The sequence below is a fragment of the Streptomyces sp. NPDC093065 genome, assembly GCF_044754585.1.
Lineage (GTDB): Bacteria > Actinomycetota > Actinomycetes > Streptomycetales > Streptomycetaceae > Streptomyces.
Genome location: NZ_JBIVPJ010000002.1, coordinates 152,971 through 170,796 on the forward strand (window position 1 = coordinate 152,971; position 17,826 = coordinate 170,796).

Annotated in this window: 15 protein-coding genes; 14 read left to right on the top strand and 1 reads right to left on the bottom strand. The window is 69.3% G+C overall.

Going from position 1 to position 17,826, the window contains the following annotated elements:
• Positions 1-41 precede the first annotated feature (41 nt).
• Positions 42-875: a C40 family peptidase gene (locus ACIQFU_RS03525; protein WP_402548678.1), complete on the bottom strand. Its 834-nt coding sequence runs from the start codon at positions 873-875 to the stop codon at positions 42-44.
• A 776-nt stretch (positions 876-1,651) separates the two neighbouring features.
• On the opposite strand from ACIQFU_RS03525, the gene ACIQFU_RS03530 reads away from it, so the two are divergent.
• From ACIQFU_RS03530 to nuoN, 14 genes are read left to right on the top strand one after another with little or no spacing between them, the layout of a single operon-like run.
• On the top strand, positions 1,652-2,011 hold the full coding sequence (locus ACIQFU_RS03530; RefSeq protein WP_003974383.1) for an NADH-quinone oxidoreductase subunit A: 360 nt from the start codon (positions 1,652-1,654) through the stop codon (positions 2,009-2,011).
• Positions 2,012-2,023: 12 nt separating this feature from the next.
• Positions 2,024-2,578 (top strand): NADH-quinone oxidoreductase subunit B family protein, encoded by a 555-nt coding sequence (locus ACIQFU_RS03535; protein ID WP_031035164.1) that lies wholly within the window; start codon positions 2,024-2,026, stop codon positions 2,576-2,578.
• A complete protein-coding gene (locus tag ACIQFU_RS03540) occupies positions 2,575-3,330 on the top strand; it encodes an NADH-quinone oxidoreductase subunit C (RefSeq protein WP_402548679.1) in 756 nt (251 codons plus the stop codon). Before ACIQFU_RS03535 ends, ACIQFU_RS03540 begins: the two co-directional genes overlap by 4 nt.
• Entirely contained in the window at positions 3,327-4,649 is a 1,323-nt protein-coding gene (locus ACIQFU_RS03545; RefSeq protein ID WP_104632443.1) for an NADH-quinone oxidoreductase subunit D, read from the top strand. The genes ACIQFU_RS03540 and ACIQFU_RS03545 overlap by 4 nt, the downstream gene beginning before the upstream one ends.
• Positions 4,646-5,518, top strand: coding sequence for an NADH-quinone oxidoreductase subunit NuoE (gene nuoE / locus ACIQFU_RS03550; protein WP_402548681.1), 873 nt, complete (start codon positions 4,646-4,648; stop codon positions 5,516-5,518). The genes ACIQFU_RS03545 and nuoE overlap by 4 nt, the downstream gene beginning before the upstream one ends.
• The gene (gene nuoF, locus ACIQFU_RS03555; RefSeq protein ID WP_402548682.1) at positions 5,515-6,864 is read left to right on the top strand and encodes an NADH-quinone oxidoreductase subunit NuoF; all 1,350 of its coding nucleotides are present in this window, start codon (positions 5,515-5,517) and stop codon (positions 6,862-6,864) included. The genes nuoE and nuoF overlap by 4 nt, the downstream gene beginning before the upstream one ends.
• On the top strand, positions 6,861-9,392 hold the full coding sequence (locus tag ACIQFU_RS03560) for an NADH-quinone oxidoreductase subunit G (RefSeq protein WP_402548683.1): 2,532 nt from the start codon (positions 6,861-6,863) through the stop codon (positions 9,390-9,392). The genes nuoF and ACIQFU_RS03560 overlap by 4 nt, the downstream gene beginning before the upstream one ends.
• Entirely contained in the window at positions 9,389-10,768 is a 1,380-nt protein-coding gene (nuoH, locus tag ACIQFU_RS03565; RefSeq protein WP_402548684.1) for an NADH-quinone oxidoreductase subunit NuoH, read from the top strand. The genes ACIQFU_RS03560 and nuoH overlap by 4 nt, the downstream gene beginning before the upstream one ends.
• On the top strand, positions 10,761-11,456 hold the full coding sequence (nuoI, locus tag ACIQFU_RS03570; protein WP_402548685.1) for an NADH-quinone oxidoreductase subunit NuoI: 696 nt from the start codon (positions 10,761-10,763) through the stop codon (positions 11,454-11,456). Before nuoH ends, nuoI begins: the two co-directional genes overlap by 8 nt.
• Entirely contained in the window at positions 11,453-12,322 is an 870-nt protein-coding gene (locus tag ACIQFU_RS03575; RefSeq protein ID WP_402548686.1) for an NADH-quinone oxidoreductase subunit J, read from the top strand. The genes nuoI and ACIQFU_RS03575 overlap by 4 nt, the downstream gene beginning before the upstream one ends.
• Positions 12,319-12,618: an NADH-quinone oxidoreductase subunit NuoK gene (gene nuoK, locus ACIQFU_RS03580; protein WP_121405432.1), complete on the top strand. Its 300-nt coding sequence runs from the start codon at positions 12,319-12,321 to the stop codon at positions 12,616-12,618. Before ACIQFU_RS03575 ends, nuoK begins: the two co-directional genes overlap by 4 nt.
• Before the next feature lie 14 nt (positions 12,619-12,632).
• Positions 12,633-14,597, top strand: coding sequence for an NADH-quinone oxidoreductase subunit L (nuoL, locus tag ACIQFU_RS03585; protein ID WP_402548689.1), 1,965 nt, complete (start codon positions 12,633-12,635; stop codon positions 14,595-14,597).
• 5 nt (positions 14,598-14,602) lie between these two features.
• Positions 14,603-16,174: an NADH-quinone oxidoreductase subunit M gene (locus ACIQFU_RS03590; protein WP_402548691.1), complete on the top strand. Its 1,572-nt coding sequence runs from the start codon at positions 14,603-14,605 to the stop codon at positions 16,172-16,174.
• Positions 16,171-17,826, top strand: coding sequence for an NADH-quinone oxidoreductase subunit NuoN (nuoN, locus tag ACIQFU_RS03595; protein WP_402548692.1), 1,656 nt, complete (start codon positions 16,171-16,173; stop codon positions 17,824-17,826). The genes ACIQFU_RS03590 and nuoN overlap by 4 nt, the downstream gene beginning before the upstream one ends.

Below are 17,826 nucleotides of genomic sequence, written 5' to 3' on the forward strand. Positions count from 1 at the left end.
GCGGACGTGCGTCCGCGTTGTACGTGATGTGCGGGTGCGGGTCAGAGCACGCGCACCGCGCCGCTCGGCGGGTCGTACGACAGCGGCTTCTGGACGACACCGGTGGAGGAGTTCTGCGCGCCGACGAACATGCCGTCGCCGACGTAGACGCCCACGTGGTACGCGCTGCCCGCGCCGCCCCAGTAGAGGATGTCGCCCGGCTGGAGGTTGTCCAGCCCGACCTGGGTGCCGGCCGTCGACTGGGCCTGGGAGACGCGCGGCAGGCTGATGCCGACCTGCTTGAAGGCGGCCTGTACGAGACCGGAGCAGTCGTAGGCGGACGGGCCGGTGGCGCCGGAGACGTACGCCTTGCCGACCTGGGCCTGCACGAAGGAGACGACGGCGGCGGCCGAACCGGTGGCCGTCGAGGTGCCGGTACTGGTGCCGCTGCTCGCACCGGTGGACGAACCGGTGTCCGCGGAGGCGCTCAGGGTGGCGCGCTCGGCGGTGCGGGAGGCGCGCTCGGCGGCCTCCTTGCGCGCGGCCTCCTCTGCCTTCTTCTTGGCTTCCGCGGCCTTCTTCTTGGCCTCGGCGAGGTCCGCCTTGGCCTGCTTGGCGGCCTTGGCGGCCGCCGCGTCACGCTCGGCCTGCAGCTGGTAGCTCGCGGCCGCCTGCTGCGTGACGTCCGCGGACTGGGCGACCTGAGCGGCCAGGTCGGCCGTCAGGGTGGGCAGTTCAAGGGTCTGCGTCACCGGTTCGGCCGCGTGGGCCGCCCCCGACGCACCGGCCACTGCCAGGGTGCTGAGGACGCCACCGGCAACTCCGGTCCGCATCGCGATCGTCGACGCGCTGCGGCGGGGCTTCCGGTGGCTGCGTATGTGAGCGGTGTGGGACATAGGGACAACCGGTATCAGTAGCTCCTCCATACCTTCAAGAAACGTGTGCTGCGCCACAGTTGTTCAATCGGGCCGCCAAATCCCGGGCGTGTCGCTCTTTATTGACGCCGTAACGGACATAGTGGACGGGCCGTAACCGGCCTGTGATCACGGTCTTTGATCGTTACGCCCGAATTGCCCCGCGCTTACCACTTGTTGGGACACTTGGCCAAGCCCGGTTCTCAGACGCCTCTCATGAATGTGGCACAGGTCACGGAACGGTTACCCCGGCCCCCGCGTCCGTCGCGTGCGAGGCGGCCGGTCCGCCGTTGCTCGCGAACGGCCGCGCGCTCGTGAACGCGTGCACGTGTCCACATCGCCTCCGGTGCTCCCTCCGACGTGTGAACGTCTCCTCTATCAAGGGCGTGCGTCCAGCACCAATTTGCATGCAAGGGAACCATCTTGATATTGAGACGCACTTCGCTGAAGTCCTCTGGCCAGCAGTGACGAGCGAAAATGTCACCTCTGGTGATCAGGTGAACGCTTCTTGTGTGAAGATCACTGCTCATCCGACTTCATGATCGTTCGTCAGGTGGTGGAGATCACAAAGCTTGTGCAATACCCCGTGTCGCAGATCACAGAGTGTCGGGCATAGGATGCGAGGCAGTTGGGCTTGTGACCTGCTTCACATGTTCGCGATCTTCGTCGGGACGGGCGGGGCTCGTGGGGCTGTTGGGGCGGCTGTGAGTCCAGTGCAACCGCCAGCAGTCAGTGCCGACTGAGAGGAGCGAGGAGCGGTGAACGCGTATGCGCCCATCCTCGTACTGGGAGCCCTCGGGGCAGGCTTTGCGATCTTCTCCGTGGTGATGGCCACGCTGATCGGTCCGAAGCGATACAACCGGGCGAAGCTCGAGGCCTACGAGTGCGGCATCGAGCCGACCCCCACGCCGGCCGGCGGCGGGCGCTTCCCCATCAAGTACTACCTGACGGCGATGCTCTTCATCATCTTCGATATCGAGATCGTCTTCCTCTACCCCTGGGCCGTCACCTTCGACGCCCTGGGGATTTTCGGGCTCGTGGAGATGCTGCTCTTCGTGCTCACCGTCTTCGTCGCGTACGCGTACGTATGGCGGCGCGGCGGCCTGGAATGGGACTGAGGGGCCTTTGACATGGGACTCGAAGAAAAACTGCCGAGCGGCTTCCTGCTGACCACCGTCGAGCAGGCCGCGGGCTGGGTGCGCAAGTCGTCCGTCTTCCCGGCCACGTTCGGCCTCGCCTGTTGTGCCATCGAGATGATGACCACCGGCGCCGGCCGCTACGACCTGGCGCGCTTCGGCATGGAGGTCTTCCGCGGCTCGCCGCGGCAGGCGGACCTGATGATCGTCGCGGGCCGGGTCAGCCAGAAGATGGCGCCGGTGCTGCGGCAGGTCTACGACCAGATGCCGAACCCGAAGTGGGTCATCTCCATGGGGGTCTGCGCCTCCTCGGGCGGCATGTTCAACAACTACGCCATCGTCCAGGGCGTCGACCACGTCGTCCCCGTCGACATCTACCTCCCCGGCTGTCCGCCGCGGCCCGAGATGCTGATGGACGCCATCCTCAAGCTCCACCAGAAGATCCAGGGCTCCAAGCTCGGTGTGAACGCGGAGGAAGCGGCCCGCGAGGCGGAGGAGGCGGCGCTCAAGGCCCTGCCCACGATCGAGATGAAGGGGCTGCTGCGGTGAGCGACGCGAACAACACCGCGGGTGACTCGGGCGACGTCAACCCCGAGAAGGACCTGTCCGCGGAGAACCTCCCCGGCCAGCGGGGCCAGGGCGGCGAGGAGATCCGCGTCCAGCGCGGCATGTTCGGCGCCAACAACGGCGGCGACACCTCCGGCTACGGCGGCCTGGTCCGCTCCGTGCGGCTCCCCGGACCGGCGGCCCGCCCCTACGGCGGCTGGTTCGACGAGGTCGCCGACGAACTCGAGGGCGCGCTGGAGGAGCAGGGGCTCCTGCCGGACAACGCCATCGAGAAGACGGTCGTCGACCGCGACGAGCTGACCTTCCACATCGAGCGCGAGCACCTGGTCCGCGTCGCCCGCACCCTGCGCGACGACCCGGCCCTGCGCTTCGAGCTGTGCACCGGCGTCAGCGGCGTCCACTACCCGCACGACAAGGGCCGCGAGCTGCACGCCGTCTACCACCTGCGCTCGATCACCCACAACCGGCTGATCCGCCTCGAAGTCAGCGCCCCCGACGGCGACCCGCACATCCCGTCGCTGGTCCCCGTCTACCCGACGAACGACTGGCACGAGCGCGAGACGTACGACTTCTTCGGCATCGTCTTCGACGATCACCCGGCCCTGACGCGGATCATGATGCCGGACGACTGGCAGGGCTTTCCGCAGCGCAAGGACTACCCCCTCGGCGGCATCCCCGTCGAGTACAAGGGCGCCCAGATCCCGGCTCCGGACCAGCGGAGGTCGTACTCGTGAGCACTTCCCACGCCTCCCCCAGGGAGACGACCGAAGGCACCGTCTACACGGTCACCGGCGGTGACTGGGACGAGGTCGTCCAGTCCGCGGCCCGCGCCGACGACGAGCGCATCGTCGTCAACATGGGCCCCCAGCACCCGTCCACGCACGGCGTGCTCCGCCTCATCCTGGAGATCGACGGCGAGACGGTGACCGAGGCCCGCTGCGGCATCGGCTACCTGCACACCGGCATCGAGAAGAACCTCGAGTACCGGAACTGGACGCAGGGCACCACGTTCGTGACGCGCATGGACTACCTGACGCCGTTCTTCAACGAGGCGGCGTACTGCCTGGGCGTCGAGAAACTCCTCGGCATCGAGGACCAGATCCCGGACCGGGCCACGATCATCCGGGTCATGCTCATGGAGCTGAACCGGCTCTCCTCGCACCTGGTGGCCATCGCCACTGGCGGCATGGAGCTGGGCGCCACCACGATCATGATCTACGGCTTCCGTGATCGTGAACTCATTCTCGACATCTACGAGCTGATCACCGGCCTCAGGATGAACCACGCGTACATCCGCCCCGGCGGACTCGCCCAGGACCTGCCGCCGGGCGCGGTGGACCAGATCCGCGAGTTCGTGAAGAAGATGAACAAGAACCTCCCGGAGTACGACAAGCTCGCCACCGGGAACCCCATCTTCAAGGCCCGCATGCAGGACGTCGGCTACCTCGACCTGGCCGGCTGCATGGCCCTCGGCGCCACCGGCCCCGTCCTCAGGTCCACCGGCCTCCCGCACGACCTGCGCAAGACCCAGCCGTACTGCGGCTACGAGACGTACGACTTCGACGTCCCGACCGCCGACACCTGCGACTCCTACGGCCGCTTCCTGATCCGGCTGGAGGAGATGCGCCAGTCCCTCAGGATCGTCGAGCAGTGCCTGGACCGGCTCCAGCCCGGTCCGGTCATGGTCGCCGACAAGAAGATCGCCTGGCCCGCCCAGCTCGCCCTGGGACCGGACGGCCTGGGCAACTCCCTCGACCACATCAAGAAGATCATGGGCACCTCCATGGAGGCCCTGATCCACCACTTCAAGCTGGTCACCGAGGGCTTCCGGGTGCCGCCGGGACAGGCGTACACGGCGGTCGAGTCGCCCAAGGGCGAGCTCGGGGTGCACGTCGTCTCCGACGGCGGCACCCGCCCCTTCCGGGTCCACTTCCGCGACCCGTCCTTCACCAACCTGCAGGCCATGGCGGCGATGTGCGAGGGCGGCCAGGTCGCCGACGTCATCGTCGCGGTGGCGTCCATCGACCCCGTGATGGGAGGCGTCGACCGGTGACCACCTCTTCTTCGGAGCGGGGCGTCAGCCTGGGCATGCCGGAACTGCCCGCGCCCGCCTACCCGGACGACGTCCGCGCCCGGCTGGAGACCGACGCGCGCGAGATCGTCGCCCGCTACCCGGACTCCCGGTCCGCCCTCCTGCCGCTGCTGCACCTCGTGCAGTCGGAGGAGGGACACGTCACGCGCACCGGGATGCAGTTCTGCGCGGACATGCTGGACCTCACCACCGCCGAGGTCACCGCGGTCGCCACCTTCTACACCATGTACCGGCGCAGGCCGAGCGGCGACTACCAGGTCGGCGTGTGCACCAACACGCTGTGCGCGGTGATGGGCGGCGACGCCATCTTCGAGTCCCTCCAGGACCACCTGGGCGTCGGCAACGGTGAGACGACCGAGGACGGCAAGGTCACCCTGGAGCACATCGAGTGCAACGCGGCCTGCGACTTCGCGCCGGTCGTGATGGTCAACTGGGAGTTCTTCGACAACCAGACGCCGGCGAGCGTCAAGGCCCTCGTCGACGACCTGCGCGCGGGACGGCCGGTGACGCCCACGCGCGGTGCGCCGCTGTGCACCTTCAAGGAGACCGCCCGGATCCTGGCGGGCTTCCCCGACGAGCGGGACGGCGCCGTCGCGGCCGGCGGCAGTGCGGGTCCCGCCTCCCTGGCCGGCCTCAAGCTGGCCAAGGGCGAGGCGCCCGCCGCGCGCGTGGTGCACCCGCGGGACGGCGGGCCGCACGACGCGTCGCAGGACCGGGCCGTGCACGACCCGTCCCCGACGGAGCACCTCAGCTCGCACGACGCGCCGCAGGACACGTCGGCATCCGACCCTGCCCACCCGGCAGGGCCCACCGCCGAGGAGGGGGAGTGATGACTGTGGCAGCCGAGATCAAGGGCAGCAGCCCGGAGAAGCTGCTCGCACCCGTGCTGTCGGCCTTCTGGGACGAGGACGAGTCGTGGACTCTCGACGTCTACCGGAGGCACGAGGGGTACGAGGGGCTCCGCAAGGCGCTGGCCATGGCGCCGGACGACCTGATCGCGTACGTCAAGGAGTCCGGTCTGCGCGGACGCGGCGGTGCCGGGTTCCCGACCGGGATGAAGTGGCAGTTCATTCCCCAGGGGGACGGCAAGCCTCACTATCTAGTTGTCAACGCCGACGAGTCGGAGCCGGGGACCTGCAAGGACATCCCGCTCCTCTTCGCGAACCCGCACAGCCTCATCGAGGGCATCGTCATCGCGTGTTACGCCATCAGGTCTTCGCATGCCTTCATCTACCTGCGTGGTGAAGTCGTCCCAGTGCTGCGGCGGTTGCACGAGGCCGTGCGCGAGGCCTACGAGGCGGGCTTCCTCGGCGAGAACATCCTGGGCAGCGGACTCGACCTGACCCTCACCGTGCACGCGGGCGCGGGCGCGTACATCTGCGGTGAGGAGACCGCACTGCTCGACTCGCTCGAAGGCCGCCGGGGTCAACCGCGGCTCCGTCCCCCCTTCCCTGCCGTCGCGGGCCTCTACGCGTGCCCGACTGTGGTGAATAACGTCGAATCCATCGCTTCAGTTCCCGCGATCCTGAACAAGGGCAAGGACTGGTTCAGGTCGATGGGCAGCGAGAAGTCCCCGGGCTTCACGCTCTACTCGCTCAGCGGCCACGTCGCGGGCCCCGGCCAGTACGAGGCCCCGCTCGGCATCACGCTGCGCCAGCTCCTCGACATGAGCGGCGGCATGCGCCCCGGCCACCGCCTCAAGTTCTGGACGCCCGGCGGGTCCTCGACGCCGATGTTCACCGACGAGCACCTCGACGTCCCCCTCGACTACGAAGGAGTGGGCGCCGCCGGTTCCATGCTCGGCACCAAGGCGCTCCAGTGCTTCGACGAGACGACCTGCGTCGTGCGCGCCGTCACCCGCTGGACCGAGTTCTACGCCCACGAGTCCTGCGGCAAGTGCACACCCTGCCGCGAAGGCACGTACTGGCTCGTCCAGTTGCTGCGCGACATCGAGGCCGGCAAGGGACAGATGGCCGACCTCGACAAGCTGAACGACATCGCCGACAACATCAACGGCAAGTCCTTCTGCGCCCTCGGCGACGGTGCCGCCTCGCCGATCTTCTCCTCGCTCAAGTACTTCCGCGAGGAGTACGAGGAGCACATCACGGGCCGCGGCTGCCCCTTCGACCCGGCCAAGTCGACGGCCTGGGCCGACCGCACGGAGGTGAAGGCATGACCGTGACCACCAACACTCCCTCGGGAGGGGGAGCAGCGGCGGTCCCCCCGGAGGATCTCGTCACGCTGACGATCGACGGCGCCGAGATCAGCGTGCCCAAGGGCACCCTGGTCATCCGGGCCGCCGAGCAGCTCGGCATCGAGATCCCCCGGTTCTGCGACCACCCCCTCCTCGACCCGGCCGGCGCCTGCCGCCAGTGCATCGTCGAGGTCGAGGGCCAGCGCAAGCCCATGGCGTCCTGCACCATCACCTGCACCGACGGCATGGTGGTGAAGACGCAGCTCACCTCGCCCGTCGCCGAGAAGGCCCAGCACGGTGTGATGGAGCTGCTGCTCATCAACCACCCGCTGGACTGCCCGGTCTGCGACAAGGGCGGCGAGTGCCCGCTGCAGAACCAGGCCATGTCGCACGGCCAGGCCGACTCCCGCTTCGACGGCAAGAAGCGGACCTACGAGAAGCCCGTACCGATCTCCACGCAGGTTCTGCTCGACCGCGAGCGCTGCGTGCTGTGCGCCCGCTGCACCCGCTTCTCCAACCAGGTCGCGGGCGACCCGATGATCGAGCTGATCGAGCGGGGCGCGCTCCAGCAGGTCGGCACCGGAGAGGGCGACCCCTTCGAGTCGTACTTCTCCGGCAACACCATCCAGATCTGCCCGGTCGGCGCGCTGACCTCGGCGGCCTACCGGTTCCGTTCCCGCCCCTTCGACCTGATCTCCTCGCCGTCGGTGTGCGAGCACTGCTCCGGCGGCTGCGCGACCCGCACCGACCACCGGCGCGGCAAGGTCATGCGGCGCCTCGCGGCCAACGAGCCCGAGGTCAACGAGGAGTGGATCTGCGACAAGGGGCGCTTCGGCTTCCGCTACGCCCAGCAGCGCGACCGGCTCACCACGCCGCTGGTGCGCAACGCGGAGGGCGAGCTGGAGCCGGCCTCCTGGCCGGAGGCGCTGCAGATCGCCGCGCAGGGACTGCTGGCCTCCAGGGGCCGTACCGGCGTCCTGACCGGCGGACGGCTCACCGTCGAGGACGCCTACGCCTACAGCAAGTTCGCGCGCGTGGCGCTCGACACCAACGACATCGACTTCCGCGCGCGCGTGCACAGCGCCGAGGAGGCCGACTTCCTGGCCGCCCACGTCGCCGGCCGCGGCCGGGACCTCGGGGGCACCTCCCGGACGGAGTCCGGGGGAGGCACGGGCGTCACGTACACGTCGCTGGAGAAGGCCCCCGCGGTCCTGCTGGTCGGCTTCGAGGCCGAGGAGGAGGCGCCCGGCGTCTTCCTCCGGCTGCGCAAGGCCTGGCGCAAGCACGGGCAGAAGGTCTTCTCGCTGGCCACGCACGCCACGCGGGGCCTGGAGAAGGCCGGCGGCACCCTGCTCCCCGCCGCCCCCGGCACCGAGACCGAGTGGCTGGACGCCCTCGCGAGCGGTGTCGGCCTTGAGGAGGGCGGCGCCCAGGCGGCCGAGGCACTGCGCGCCGAGGGCGCCGTGATCGTCGTCGGCGAACGGCTGGCCTCCGTGGCCGGTGGCCTCACCTCCGCCGTACGGACCTCGGCGGCGACCGGTGCCCGGCTGGTGTGGATCCCGCGCCGGGCCGGGGAGCGCGGCGCGATCGAGGCGGGCGCGCTGCCGTCGCTGCTGCCCGGCGGACGCCCGGCGACCGACCCGCGCGCGCGTGAGGAGGTCGCCGCGCTCTGGGGCATGGCCGACCTGCCGCACCGCTACGGCCGCGACACCGGCGAGATCGTCGAGGCCGCGGCCCGGGGCGAACTCCAGGCGCTGCTCGTGGCGGGCGTGGAGGTCGCCGACCTGCCCGACCCCACGCGCGCGCGTGCGGCACTCGACGAGGCCGGGTTCGTGGTGTCGCTGGAACTGCGGCCCAGCGAGGTCACCGAACGCGCCGACGTCGTCCTGCCCGTCGCCGCGGTCGCCGAGAAGCCCGGCACCTTCCTCAACTGGGAGGGCAGGGTGCGCTTCTTCGAGGCCGCGCTCAAGCCCGACCAGATGACCCGCCGCCTGGCCCCCACCGACGGCCGCGTGCTGCAGATGCTGGCCGACGCCATGGACGTCCACCTCGGCCTGCCCGATCTGCGCACCACGCGCGCGGAGATCGACCGGCTCGGCGCCTGGGACGGGCCGCGGGCCGGTGAACCGCTGCAGACCGCGAGCGCGCTGCCGCGGCCGGCCGCCGGGGAGGCCGTACTGGCCGGGCACCGGCTGCTGCTCGACCGGGGCCTGCTCCAGCAGGGCGACGAGGCGCTGGCCGGCACCCGGCACGCCGCACGCGCGCGCGTGTCGGCCGCCACGGCCGCCGAGGCGGGCGTCAAGGACGGCGACGTCCTCGCCGTGACCGGACCCGCCGGGTCCGTCGCCTTCCCGCTCCAGGTCACCGAGATGCCCGACCGGGTGGTCTGGCTCCCGCTGAACTCGGCCGGCACCGGCGTCGCCTCCGACGCCGGGGTACTGCCCGGAACCCTCGTCCGCATCGGTCCGGCGACGCCCGAGGGCGCCGCCCCCAAGGAGGTGGAGGCATGAGCCCGTACCTCGCCGCTGAAGACCTCTCGATGTTCGGCACCGACCCCTGGTGGCTGGTCGTCGTCAAGGCGGTCTTCTGCTTCGCCTTCCTGATGGTGACCGTGCTGTTCTCCATCGTGTGGGAGCGCAAGGTCGTCGCCTGGATGCAGCTGCGCATCGGCCCGAACCGGCACGGCCCCTGGGGCATGCTCCAGTCGCTCGCCGACGGCATCAAGCTGATGCTCAAGGAAGACGTCGTCGTCAAGCGCGCCGACAAGGCGGTCTACATCCTCGCGCCGGTCGTGGCGGCCATCCCGGCCTTCATGGCGATCGCGGTGATCCCCTTCGGGCCGGCCGGCAACGAGATCTCGATCTTCGGCCAGCGCACCGCCATGCAGCTGACCGACCTGCCGATCGCCATGCTGTTCATCCTGGCGGTCGCCTCGGTCGGCATCTACGGCATCGTGCTCGCCGGCTGGAGCTCCGGATCGACGTACCCGCTGCTCGGCGGACTGCGCTCCTGCGCCCAGATGATCTCCTACGAGATCGCGATGGGCGCCGCGTTCGCCTCGGTGTTCCTCTACTCCGGTTCGATGTCGACCTCGGAGATCGTCGCCCAGCAGGACGACCGCTGGTACATCGTGCTGCTGCCGGTCTCCTTCATCCTCTACATCGTCACGATGGTCGGCGAGACCAACCGCGCCCCCTTCGACATGCCCGAGTCCGAGGGCGACCTGGTGGGCGGGTTCAACACCGAGTACTCGTCGATCAAGTTCGCGATGTTCATGCTCGCCGAGTACGTGAACATGGTGACGGTCTCCGCGGTCGCCACCACGCTGTTCCTCGGCGGATGGCGGGCCCCCTGGCCGATCAGCACGTTCTGGGAGGGCGCCAACCACGGCTGGTGGCCGCTGCTCTGGTTCGTGGTCAAGGTCCAGTTGCTGCTGTTCTTCTTCATCTGGCTGCGCGGCACCCTTCCCCGGGTCCGCTACGACCAGTTGATGAAGCTCGGCTGGAAGGTCCTCATCCCGGTCTCCCTGGTCTGGCTGATGCTGGTCGCGACCGTGCGGGCCCTCAGGAACGAGAACTACGGCTTCAGCGACATCGCCCTCTACATCGGCGGCGGCGTCCTGGCCCTGCTGCTGTTGTCCTTCGTCGTCGACATCTACCGCGACAAGGGCGCCAAGGCCGCCGAGCCGCCCGCCGAGGCCGAGGCCGCCTTCGACCCGATGGCCGGAGGCTTCCCGGTCCCGCCGATGCCCGGACAGGAAGTGCCGCCGGTGCCCAGGCGCCGCCCCCGCCGGGAGCGGGAGCTGATTGTCAGTGGTGGGCCCGATACTCACAGTGACGGATCTGTGGGCGGATCTACGGATGGAAAGGAGGCGTCCGATGGCTGAGGAACACAAGGAACACGGGGACAGCGCGGAACACGGGGCAAGCACGGAACACGGGGAGCACAAGGGGACCGACCCCGGCTTCATGAACCCCGTGGCCGGCTTCGGCGTGACCTTCAAGGCCATGTTCAAGAAGCGGCTGACCGAGCAGTACCCGGAGCAGAAGAAGACCACCGCTCCCCGCTTCCACGGACGGCACCAGCTCAACCGCCATCCGGACGGCCTGGAGAAGTGCGTCGGCTGCGAGCTGTGCGCCTGGGCCTGTCCCGCCGACGCGATCTACGTGGAGGGCGCGGACAACACCGACGCGGAGCGCTACTCGCCGGGCGAGCGGTACGGCCGCGTCTACCAGATCAACTACGCCCGCTGCATCCTGTGCGGGCTGTGCATCGAGGCGTGCCCCACACGCGCGTTGACGATGACCAACGAGTTCGAGCTGGCCGACTCCAGCCGCGCCAACCTCATCTTCACCAAGGACCAGTTGCTCGCCGGCCTGGAGGAGGGCATGGTCGACTCGCCCCACGCCATCTACCCGGGCACGGACGAGCAGGACTACTACCGGGGCCTGGTCACCGAGGCCGCGCCCGGCACGGTCCAGCAGGTCGCCCATTCCAAGGGCGAGGTCGTCCAGGAGGGCGACTCGACCTTCGGCGCGACCGAGCCGGCGTCGGAGGAGGTGATCCGCCGATGAACGCACAGCTCGCCGCATACTCGACCTCCACCGGAGAGGCCGTCCAGTTCTGGATCCTCGGCACCGTCGCGGTGATCGGCGCCCTGTGCACCGTCTTCATGAGGAAGGCCGTGCACAGCGCGCTGTGCCTCGCCGGGACCATGATCGTCCTGGCGGTGTTCTACCTCGCCAACGGCGCCTACTTCCTCGGCATCGTGCAGATCGTCGTCTACACCGGCGCCATCATGATGCTGTTCCTGTTCGTCGTGATGCTCGTCGGCGTCACCGCGGCGGACTCGCTGAAGGAGACCATCAGGGGCCAGCGCTGGCTGGCCCTGCTGTCCGGGCTCGGCTTCGGCATCCTGCTGATCGCCGGCATCGGCAACGCCTCCGTCACGGAGTTCACCGGCCTCGGACAGGCCAACGCGAACGGCAACGTGGAGGGCCTGGCGTCCCTCATCTTCACCAAGTACGTCTTCGCCTTCGAGATCACCGGCGCCCTGCTCATCACGGCAGCCGTCGGCGCGATGGTGCTCACCCACCGCGAGCGCACCGAGCGCGCACGGACCCAGCGCGAGCTGTCCGAGCAGCGCGTCCGCGACGGCAAGTACCTGCCGCCGCTGCCGGCGCCGGGTGTGTACGCCCGGCACAACGCGGTCGACATCGCGGGCCTGCTGCCCGACGGCACGCCCTCCGAGCTGACCGTCAGCCAGACGCTGCGCGAGCGGGGCCAGATCCGCGACGTGTCGATGGAGGCGTTGAACGACCTGAAGGCGCTGGAGCAGCGGGCCGAGGAGCGCCTGGAGCGCAAGTCCGTCGGCCCGGCGGGCTCCGGGCGGCCCGACAGGCGGTCCGACTCCGATCGGTCCGAGGAGGCGTCGAAGTGAACCCCGTCAACTACCTCTATCTCGCGGCCCTGTTGTTCACGATCGGTGCCACCGGCGTGCTGATCCGGCGCAACGCGATCGTGGTCTTCATGTGCATCGAGCTGATGCTCAACGCCTGCAACCTCGCGTTCGTCGCCTTCTCCCGCCTGCACGGAAACCTCGACGGCCAGATCATCGCCTTCTTCACGATGGTCGTCGCCGCCGCGGAGGTCGTGGTCGGGCTCGCGATCATCGTGTCCCTGTTCCGTTCCCGCCACTCGGCCTCGGTCGACGACGCCAGCCTGATGAAGCTGTGAGGGGTCGCTGAATCGTGGAGAATCTGATTGCGCTGCTGGTGGCGGCGCCCCTGCTCGGAGCGGTGGTCCTGCTGTGCGGCGGACGCCGGCTCGACCACGCCGGCCACTGGATCGGCACCCTGCTGGCCGCCGTGTCCTTCGTGATCGGCGTCGTCCTCTTCGCCGACCTGCTCGGCAGCGGCGCCGAGGACCGCACCCTGACGCAGCACCTGTTCAGCTGGATCCCGGTGGAGGGATTCCAGGCCGACGTCGCCTTCCGGCTCGACCAGCTGTCGATGACGTTCGTCCTGCTGATCACCGGCGTCGGCTCGCTCATCCACCTGTACTCCGTCGCGTACATGGAGCACGACGAGCGGCGCCGCCGCTTCTTCGGCTACCTGAACCTGTTTCTCGCGGCGATGCTGATCCTCGTCCTCGCCGACAACTACCTGCTGCTGTACGTCGGCTGGGAGGGCGTCGGTCTCGCCTCCTACCTGCTGATCGGCTTCTGGCAGCACAAGCCCAGTGCCGCCACCGCCGCGAAGAAGGCCTTCCTGGTCAACCGCGTCGGCGACATGGGCCTGTCCATCGGCATCATGCTGATGTTCCTGTGGTTCGGCACCTTCGCCTTCGGGCCGGTGCTCGGCGGCCACGGGGAGGCCGGGCTCGCGGCGGGGGCGGACGAGGGCAAGCTCACCGCGATCGCCCTGATGCTGCTGCTCGCCGCCTGCGGCAAGTCCGCCCAGGTGCCGCTGCAGTCCTGGCTCGGTGACGCGATGGAGGGCCCGACCCCGGTCTCCGCCCTCATCCACGCCGCGACCATGGTGACGGCGGGCGTGTACCTGATCGTCCGCTCCGGTGCCATCTTCAACGGCGCGCCGGACGCGCAGTTGGTGGTCACCATCGTCGGCGCCGTCACGCTGCTCTTCGGTGCGATCGTCGGTTGCGCCAAGGACGACATCAAGAAGGCCCTGGCAGGGTCGACGATGTCGCAGATCGGCTACATGGTGCTCGCCGCCGGACTCGGCCCCATCGGCTACGTCTTCGCGATCATGCACCTGGTGACGCACGGCTTCTTCAAGGCCGGGCTGTTCCTCGGTGCCGGTTCCGTCATGCACGGCATGAACGACGAGGTCGACATGCGCCGCTACGGCGGCCTGCGCAAGTACATGCCGGTCACCTTCGTCACCTTCGGCCTCGGCTACCTGGCCATCATCGGCTTCCCGGGCCTGTCCGGCTTCTTCTCCAAGGACAAGATCATCGAGGCGGCGTTCGCCAAGGGCGGCACCGAGGGCTGGATCCTCGGCGCCTGCGCCCTGTTGGGCGCGGCCGTCACCGCGTACTACATGACGCGCGTGATGCTGATGACCTTCTTCGGCGAGGAGCGCTGGCGCAACGCCCCGACGCCGTCGCCGGCGAAGCCCGACGTGGAGCCCGCCGCCGAGACCCGCGGTGAGTACGAGCCGCCGCACCCGCACGAGTCGCCGGGGCTCATGACGATCCCGATGATCGTGCTGGCCGTCGGATCCGTCGCGGGCGGTGCCTTCTTCAGCATCGGCGACCGCTTCCTGCACTGGCTGGAGCCCATCACCGGACACAGCCACGGCGACTCGCCGATCAGCGCCGGCGCGGTCACCGGGGCGACCGTGGCCTGCATGGTCGTCGGCGTCGCCATCGCCTGGGCGCAGTACGGGCGCCGTCCGGTCCCTGCCGTCGCCCCGCGCGGGTCGCTGCTCACCCGGGCCGCCCGTCGCGACCTGCTCCAGGACGACTTCAACCACGTGGTCCTGGTCCGCGGCGGCGAGCACCTCACGCGCTCCCTGGTCTACGTCGACCACACCCTGGTCGACGGAGTCGTCAACGGCACGGCGGCCTCGGTCGGCGGCCTGTCCGGGCGGATGCGCAAGCTGCAGAACGGCTTCGCGCGCTCGTACGCGGTCTCGATGTTCGGCGGTGCGGCGCTCCTGGTCGCCGCGACCCTGCTGATGAGGGCGGTCTGATACCGATGTCCTTTCCCCTGCTGACAGTCACGGCGGCCCTCCCGGCCGTCGGGGCGATCGCCACGGCAGCCGTGCCGGCCGCGAAACGCACCGCGGCCAAGTGGCTGGCGCTGCTGGTCTCGCTGGCCACGCTCGCGCTGGCGATCACGGTCCTGGTCCGCTTCGACCCCGACGGCGAGCGCTACCAGCTCACCGAGTCCCACTCCTGGATCGCCGACTTCGGCGTCCGGTACGAACTAGGCGTGGACGGCATCGCGGTGGCGCTGATCGCGCTGACCGCCCTGCTGATCCCGTTCATCATCCTCGCGGGCTGGCACGACGCCGACCCGCTGGAGACCGGCAGCAGCCGGTGGCGGCCGACGCAGGGCTTCTTCGCCCTGATCCTGGCCGTCGAGGCGATGGTGATCATCTCCTTCGAGGCCACCGACGTCTTCCTCTTCTACATCTTCTTCGAAGCCATGCTGATCCCGCTGTACTTCCTGATCGGCGGCTTCGGGGACCGGGCGCACGAGCACGGCGAGAAGACGGCGGCGACGCAGCGGTCGTACGCCGCGGTGAAGTTCCTCCTCTACAACCTGGCCGGCGGCCTGATCATGCTGGCCGCGGTGATCGGCCTCTACGTGGTCGCCGGGAACTTCTCGCTCACGGAGATCGCCGAAGCCCGGGCCAGCGGCTCGCTGGACATGGCGACCAGCACCGAGCGCTGGCTCTTCCTCGGCTTCTTCTTCGCCTTCGCGGTGAAGGCGCCGCTGTTCCCGCTGCACACCTGGCTGCCCAACGCCATGGGGGAGTCGACCGCGCCGGTCGCCGTGCTCATCACGGCGGTCGTCGACAAGGTCGGCACCTTCGCGATGCTCCGCTTCTGCCTCCAGCTCTTCCCGGAGGCCAGCAAGTGGGCGACGCCCGTCATCCTGGTCCTGGCGGTGATCAGCATCATCTACGGTGCGCTGCTCGCGGTCGGCCAGCGCGACATCAAGCGGCTGATCGCCTACGCGTCGATCTCGCACTTCGGCTTCATCGTCATGGGCATCTTCGCGATGACCAGCCAGGGCCAGTCCGGCGCCACGCTGTACATGGTCAATCACGGCATCTCGACCGCCGTGCTGATGCTGATCGCCGGGTTCCTGATCTCGCGGCGCGGCTCGCGGCTCATCGCCGACTTCGGCGGTGTGCAGAAGGTCGCCCCGATCCTGGCCGGCACCTTCCTGATCGGCGGCCTCGCGACGCTCTCCCTGCCGGGGCTCGCGCCCTTCGTCAGTGAGTTCCTGGTCCTGGTCGGCACGTTCACGCGCTATCCGGTGATCGGAATCGTCGCCACCCTCGGCATCGTCCTCGCCGCGCTCTACACCCTCGTCCTCTACCAGCGGACGATGACGGGCCCGGTGAAGCCGGAGGTGTCCGCCATGCCCGACCTGCGGGTGCGGGAGCTGGTGGTCGTGGCACCGCTGGTGGCGCTGCTGATCTTCCTGGGCGTCTTCCCGAAGCCCGTCACGGACATCGTCAACCCCGCGGTGAAACAGACCATGTCCGACGTACACAAGAAGGACCCCCAGCCTGAGGTGGAGGCGGCCAAGTGAGCGCAACAGCCGTCCACAGCCTGTGGACAACGGCGGCGGCGGCCGACCCGATCGCCAAGATCGACGCGCCGAAGATCGAGTACGGGCAGCTGTCGCCCGTCCTCATCGTCATCGGCGCGGCGGTCATCGGAATCCTGGTCGAGGCATTCGTGCCGCGCAGGTCCCGTTACTACGCCCAGATGTTCGTGTCCGCAGTCGCCCTGATCGCGGCGTTCGCCGCGGTCGTCGCGCTCGCGGCACGCGGGTACGGCACGACCAAGGCCGGCATCACGGCGATGGGCGCCGTAGCCGTCGACGGACCGGCCCTGTTCCTGCAGGGCACCATCCTGCTGACCAGCCTGGTCGGCCTGTTCACCTTCGCCGAGCGGCGCCTCGACCCGGAGCAGCACGGCAACCGCGTCGACTCCTTCGCCGCGCAGGCCGCCGCCGTACCCGGCAGCGAGAGCGAGCAGAAGGCGGTCAAGGCGGGCTTCACCACCACGGAGGTGTTCCCGCTCCTGCTCTTCGCCGTCGTCGGCATGCTGGTCTTCCCGGCGGCCAACGACCTGCTGACGCTCTTCGTCGCTCTGGAGGTCTTCTCCCTCCCTCTGTACCTGCTGTGCGCGCTGGCCCGCCGCAAGCGGCTCATGTCGCAGGAGGCCGCGGTCAAGTACTTCCTGCTCGGCGCCTTCGCCTCCGCGTTCACCCTGTTCGGCATCGCCCTGCTCTACGGCTACGCGGGCTCCATGTCGTACGGCACGATCGCGCAGGTCGTCGACGGCACCGTGGCGAACGTAACCCCGGCGCTCGCGAACACCATGGGCAACGACGCGCTGCTGCTCGTCGGCTCCGCGCTGATCGTCATGGGCCTGCTGTTCAAGGTGGGCGCGGTGCCGTTCCACATGTGGACGCCGGACGTGTACCAGGGCGCGCCGACGCCGGTGACCGGCTTCATGGCGGCGGCGACCAAGGTGGCCGCCTTCGGCGCCCTGCTCCGCATCCTCTACGTCGTCCTGCCCGGCCTGCGCTGGGACTGGCGGCCGGTGATGTGGGGCGTGGCGATCGTCACGATGCTGGCCGGCGCGATCGTCGCGATCACGCAGACCGACATCAAGCGGCTGCTGGCGTACTCCTCGATCGCGCACGCGGGCTTCATCCTCGCCGGTGTCATCGCGACCACGCCGGAGGGCATCTCGTCCGTCCTCTTCTACCTGGCCGCGTACTCCTTCGTCACGATCGGCGCCTTCGCGGTCGTCACGCTGGTGCGCGACGCGGGCGGCGAGGCGACGCACCTGTCGAAGTGGGCCGGGCTCGGCCGCAGGTCGCCGCTGGTGGCGGCGGTGTTCGCGGTGTTCCTGCTGGCCTTCGCCGGGATCCCGCTGACCTCCGGGTTCGCGGGGAAGTTCGCCGTGTTCAAGGCGGCGGCGGAGGGCGGCGCGGCCCCGCTGGTCGTGATCGGTGTGATCTCGTCGGCGATCGCGGCGTTCTTCTACATCCGGGTGATCGTGCTCATGTTCTTCAGCGAGCCGCGCCCGGAGGGCCCGACGGTCGCGGTGCCGTCACCGCTGACGATGACGGCGATCGCCGTGGGCGTGGCGGTCACGGTGGTGCTCGGCGTGGCACCGCAGTACTTCCTGGACCTGGCGGGTCAGGCGGGGGTGTTCGTGCGCTGA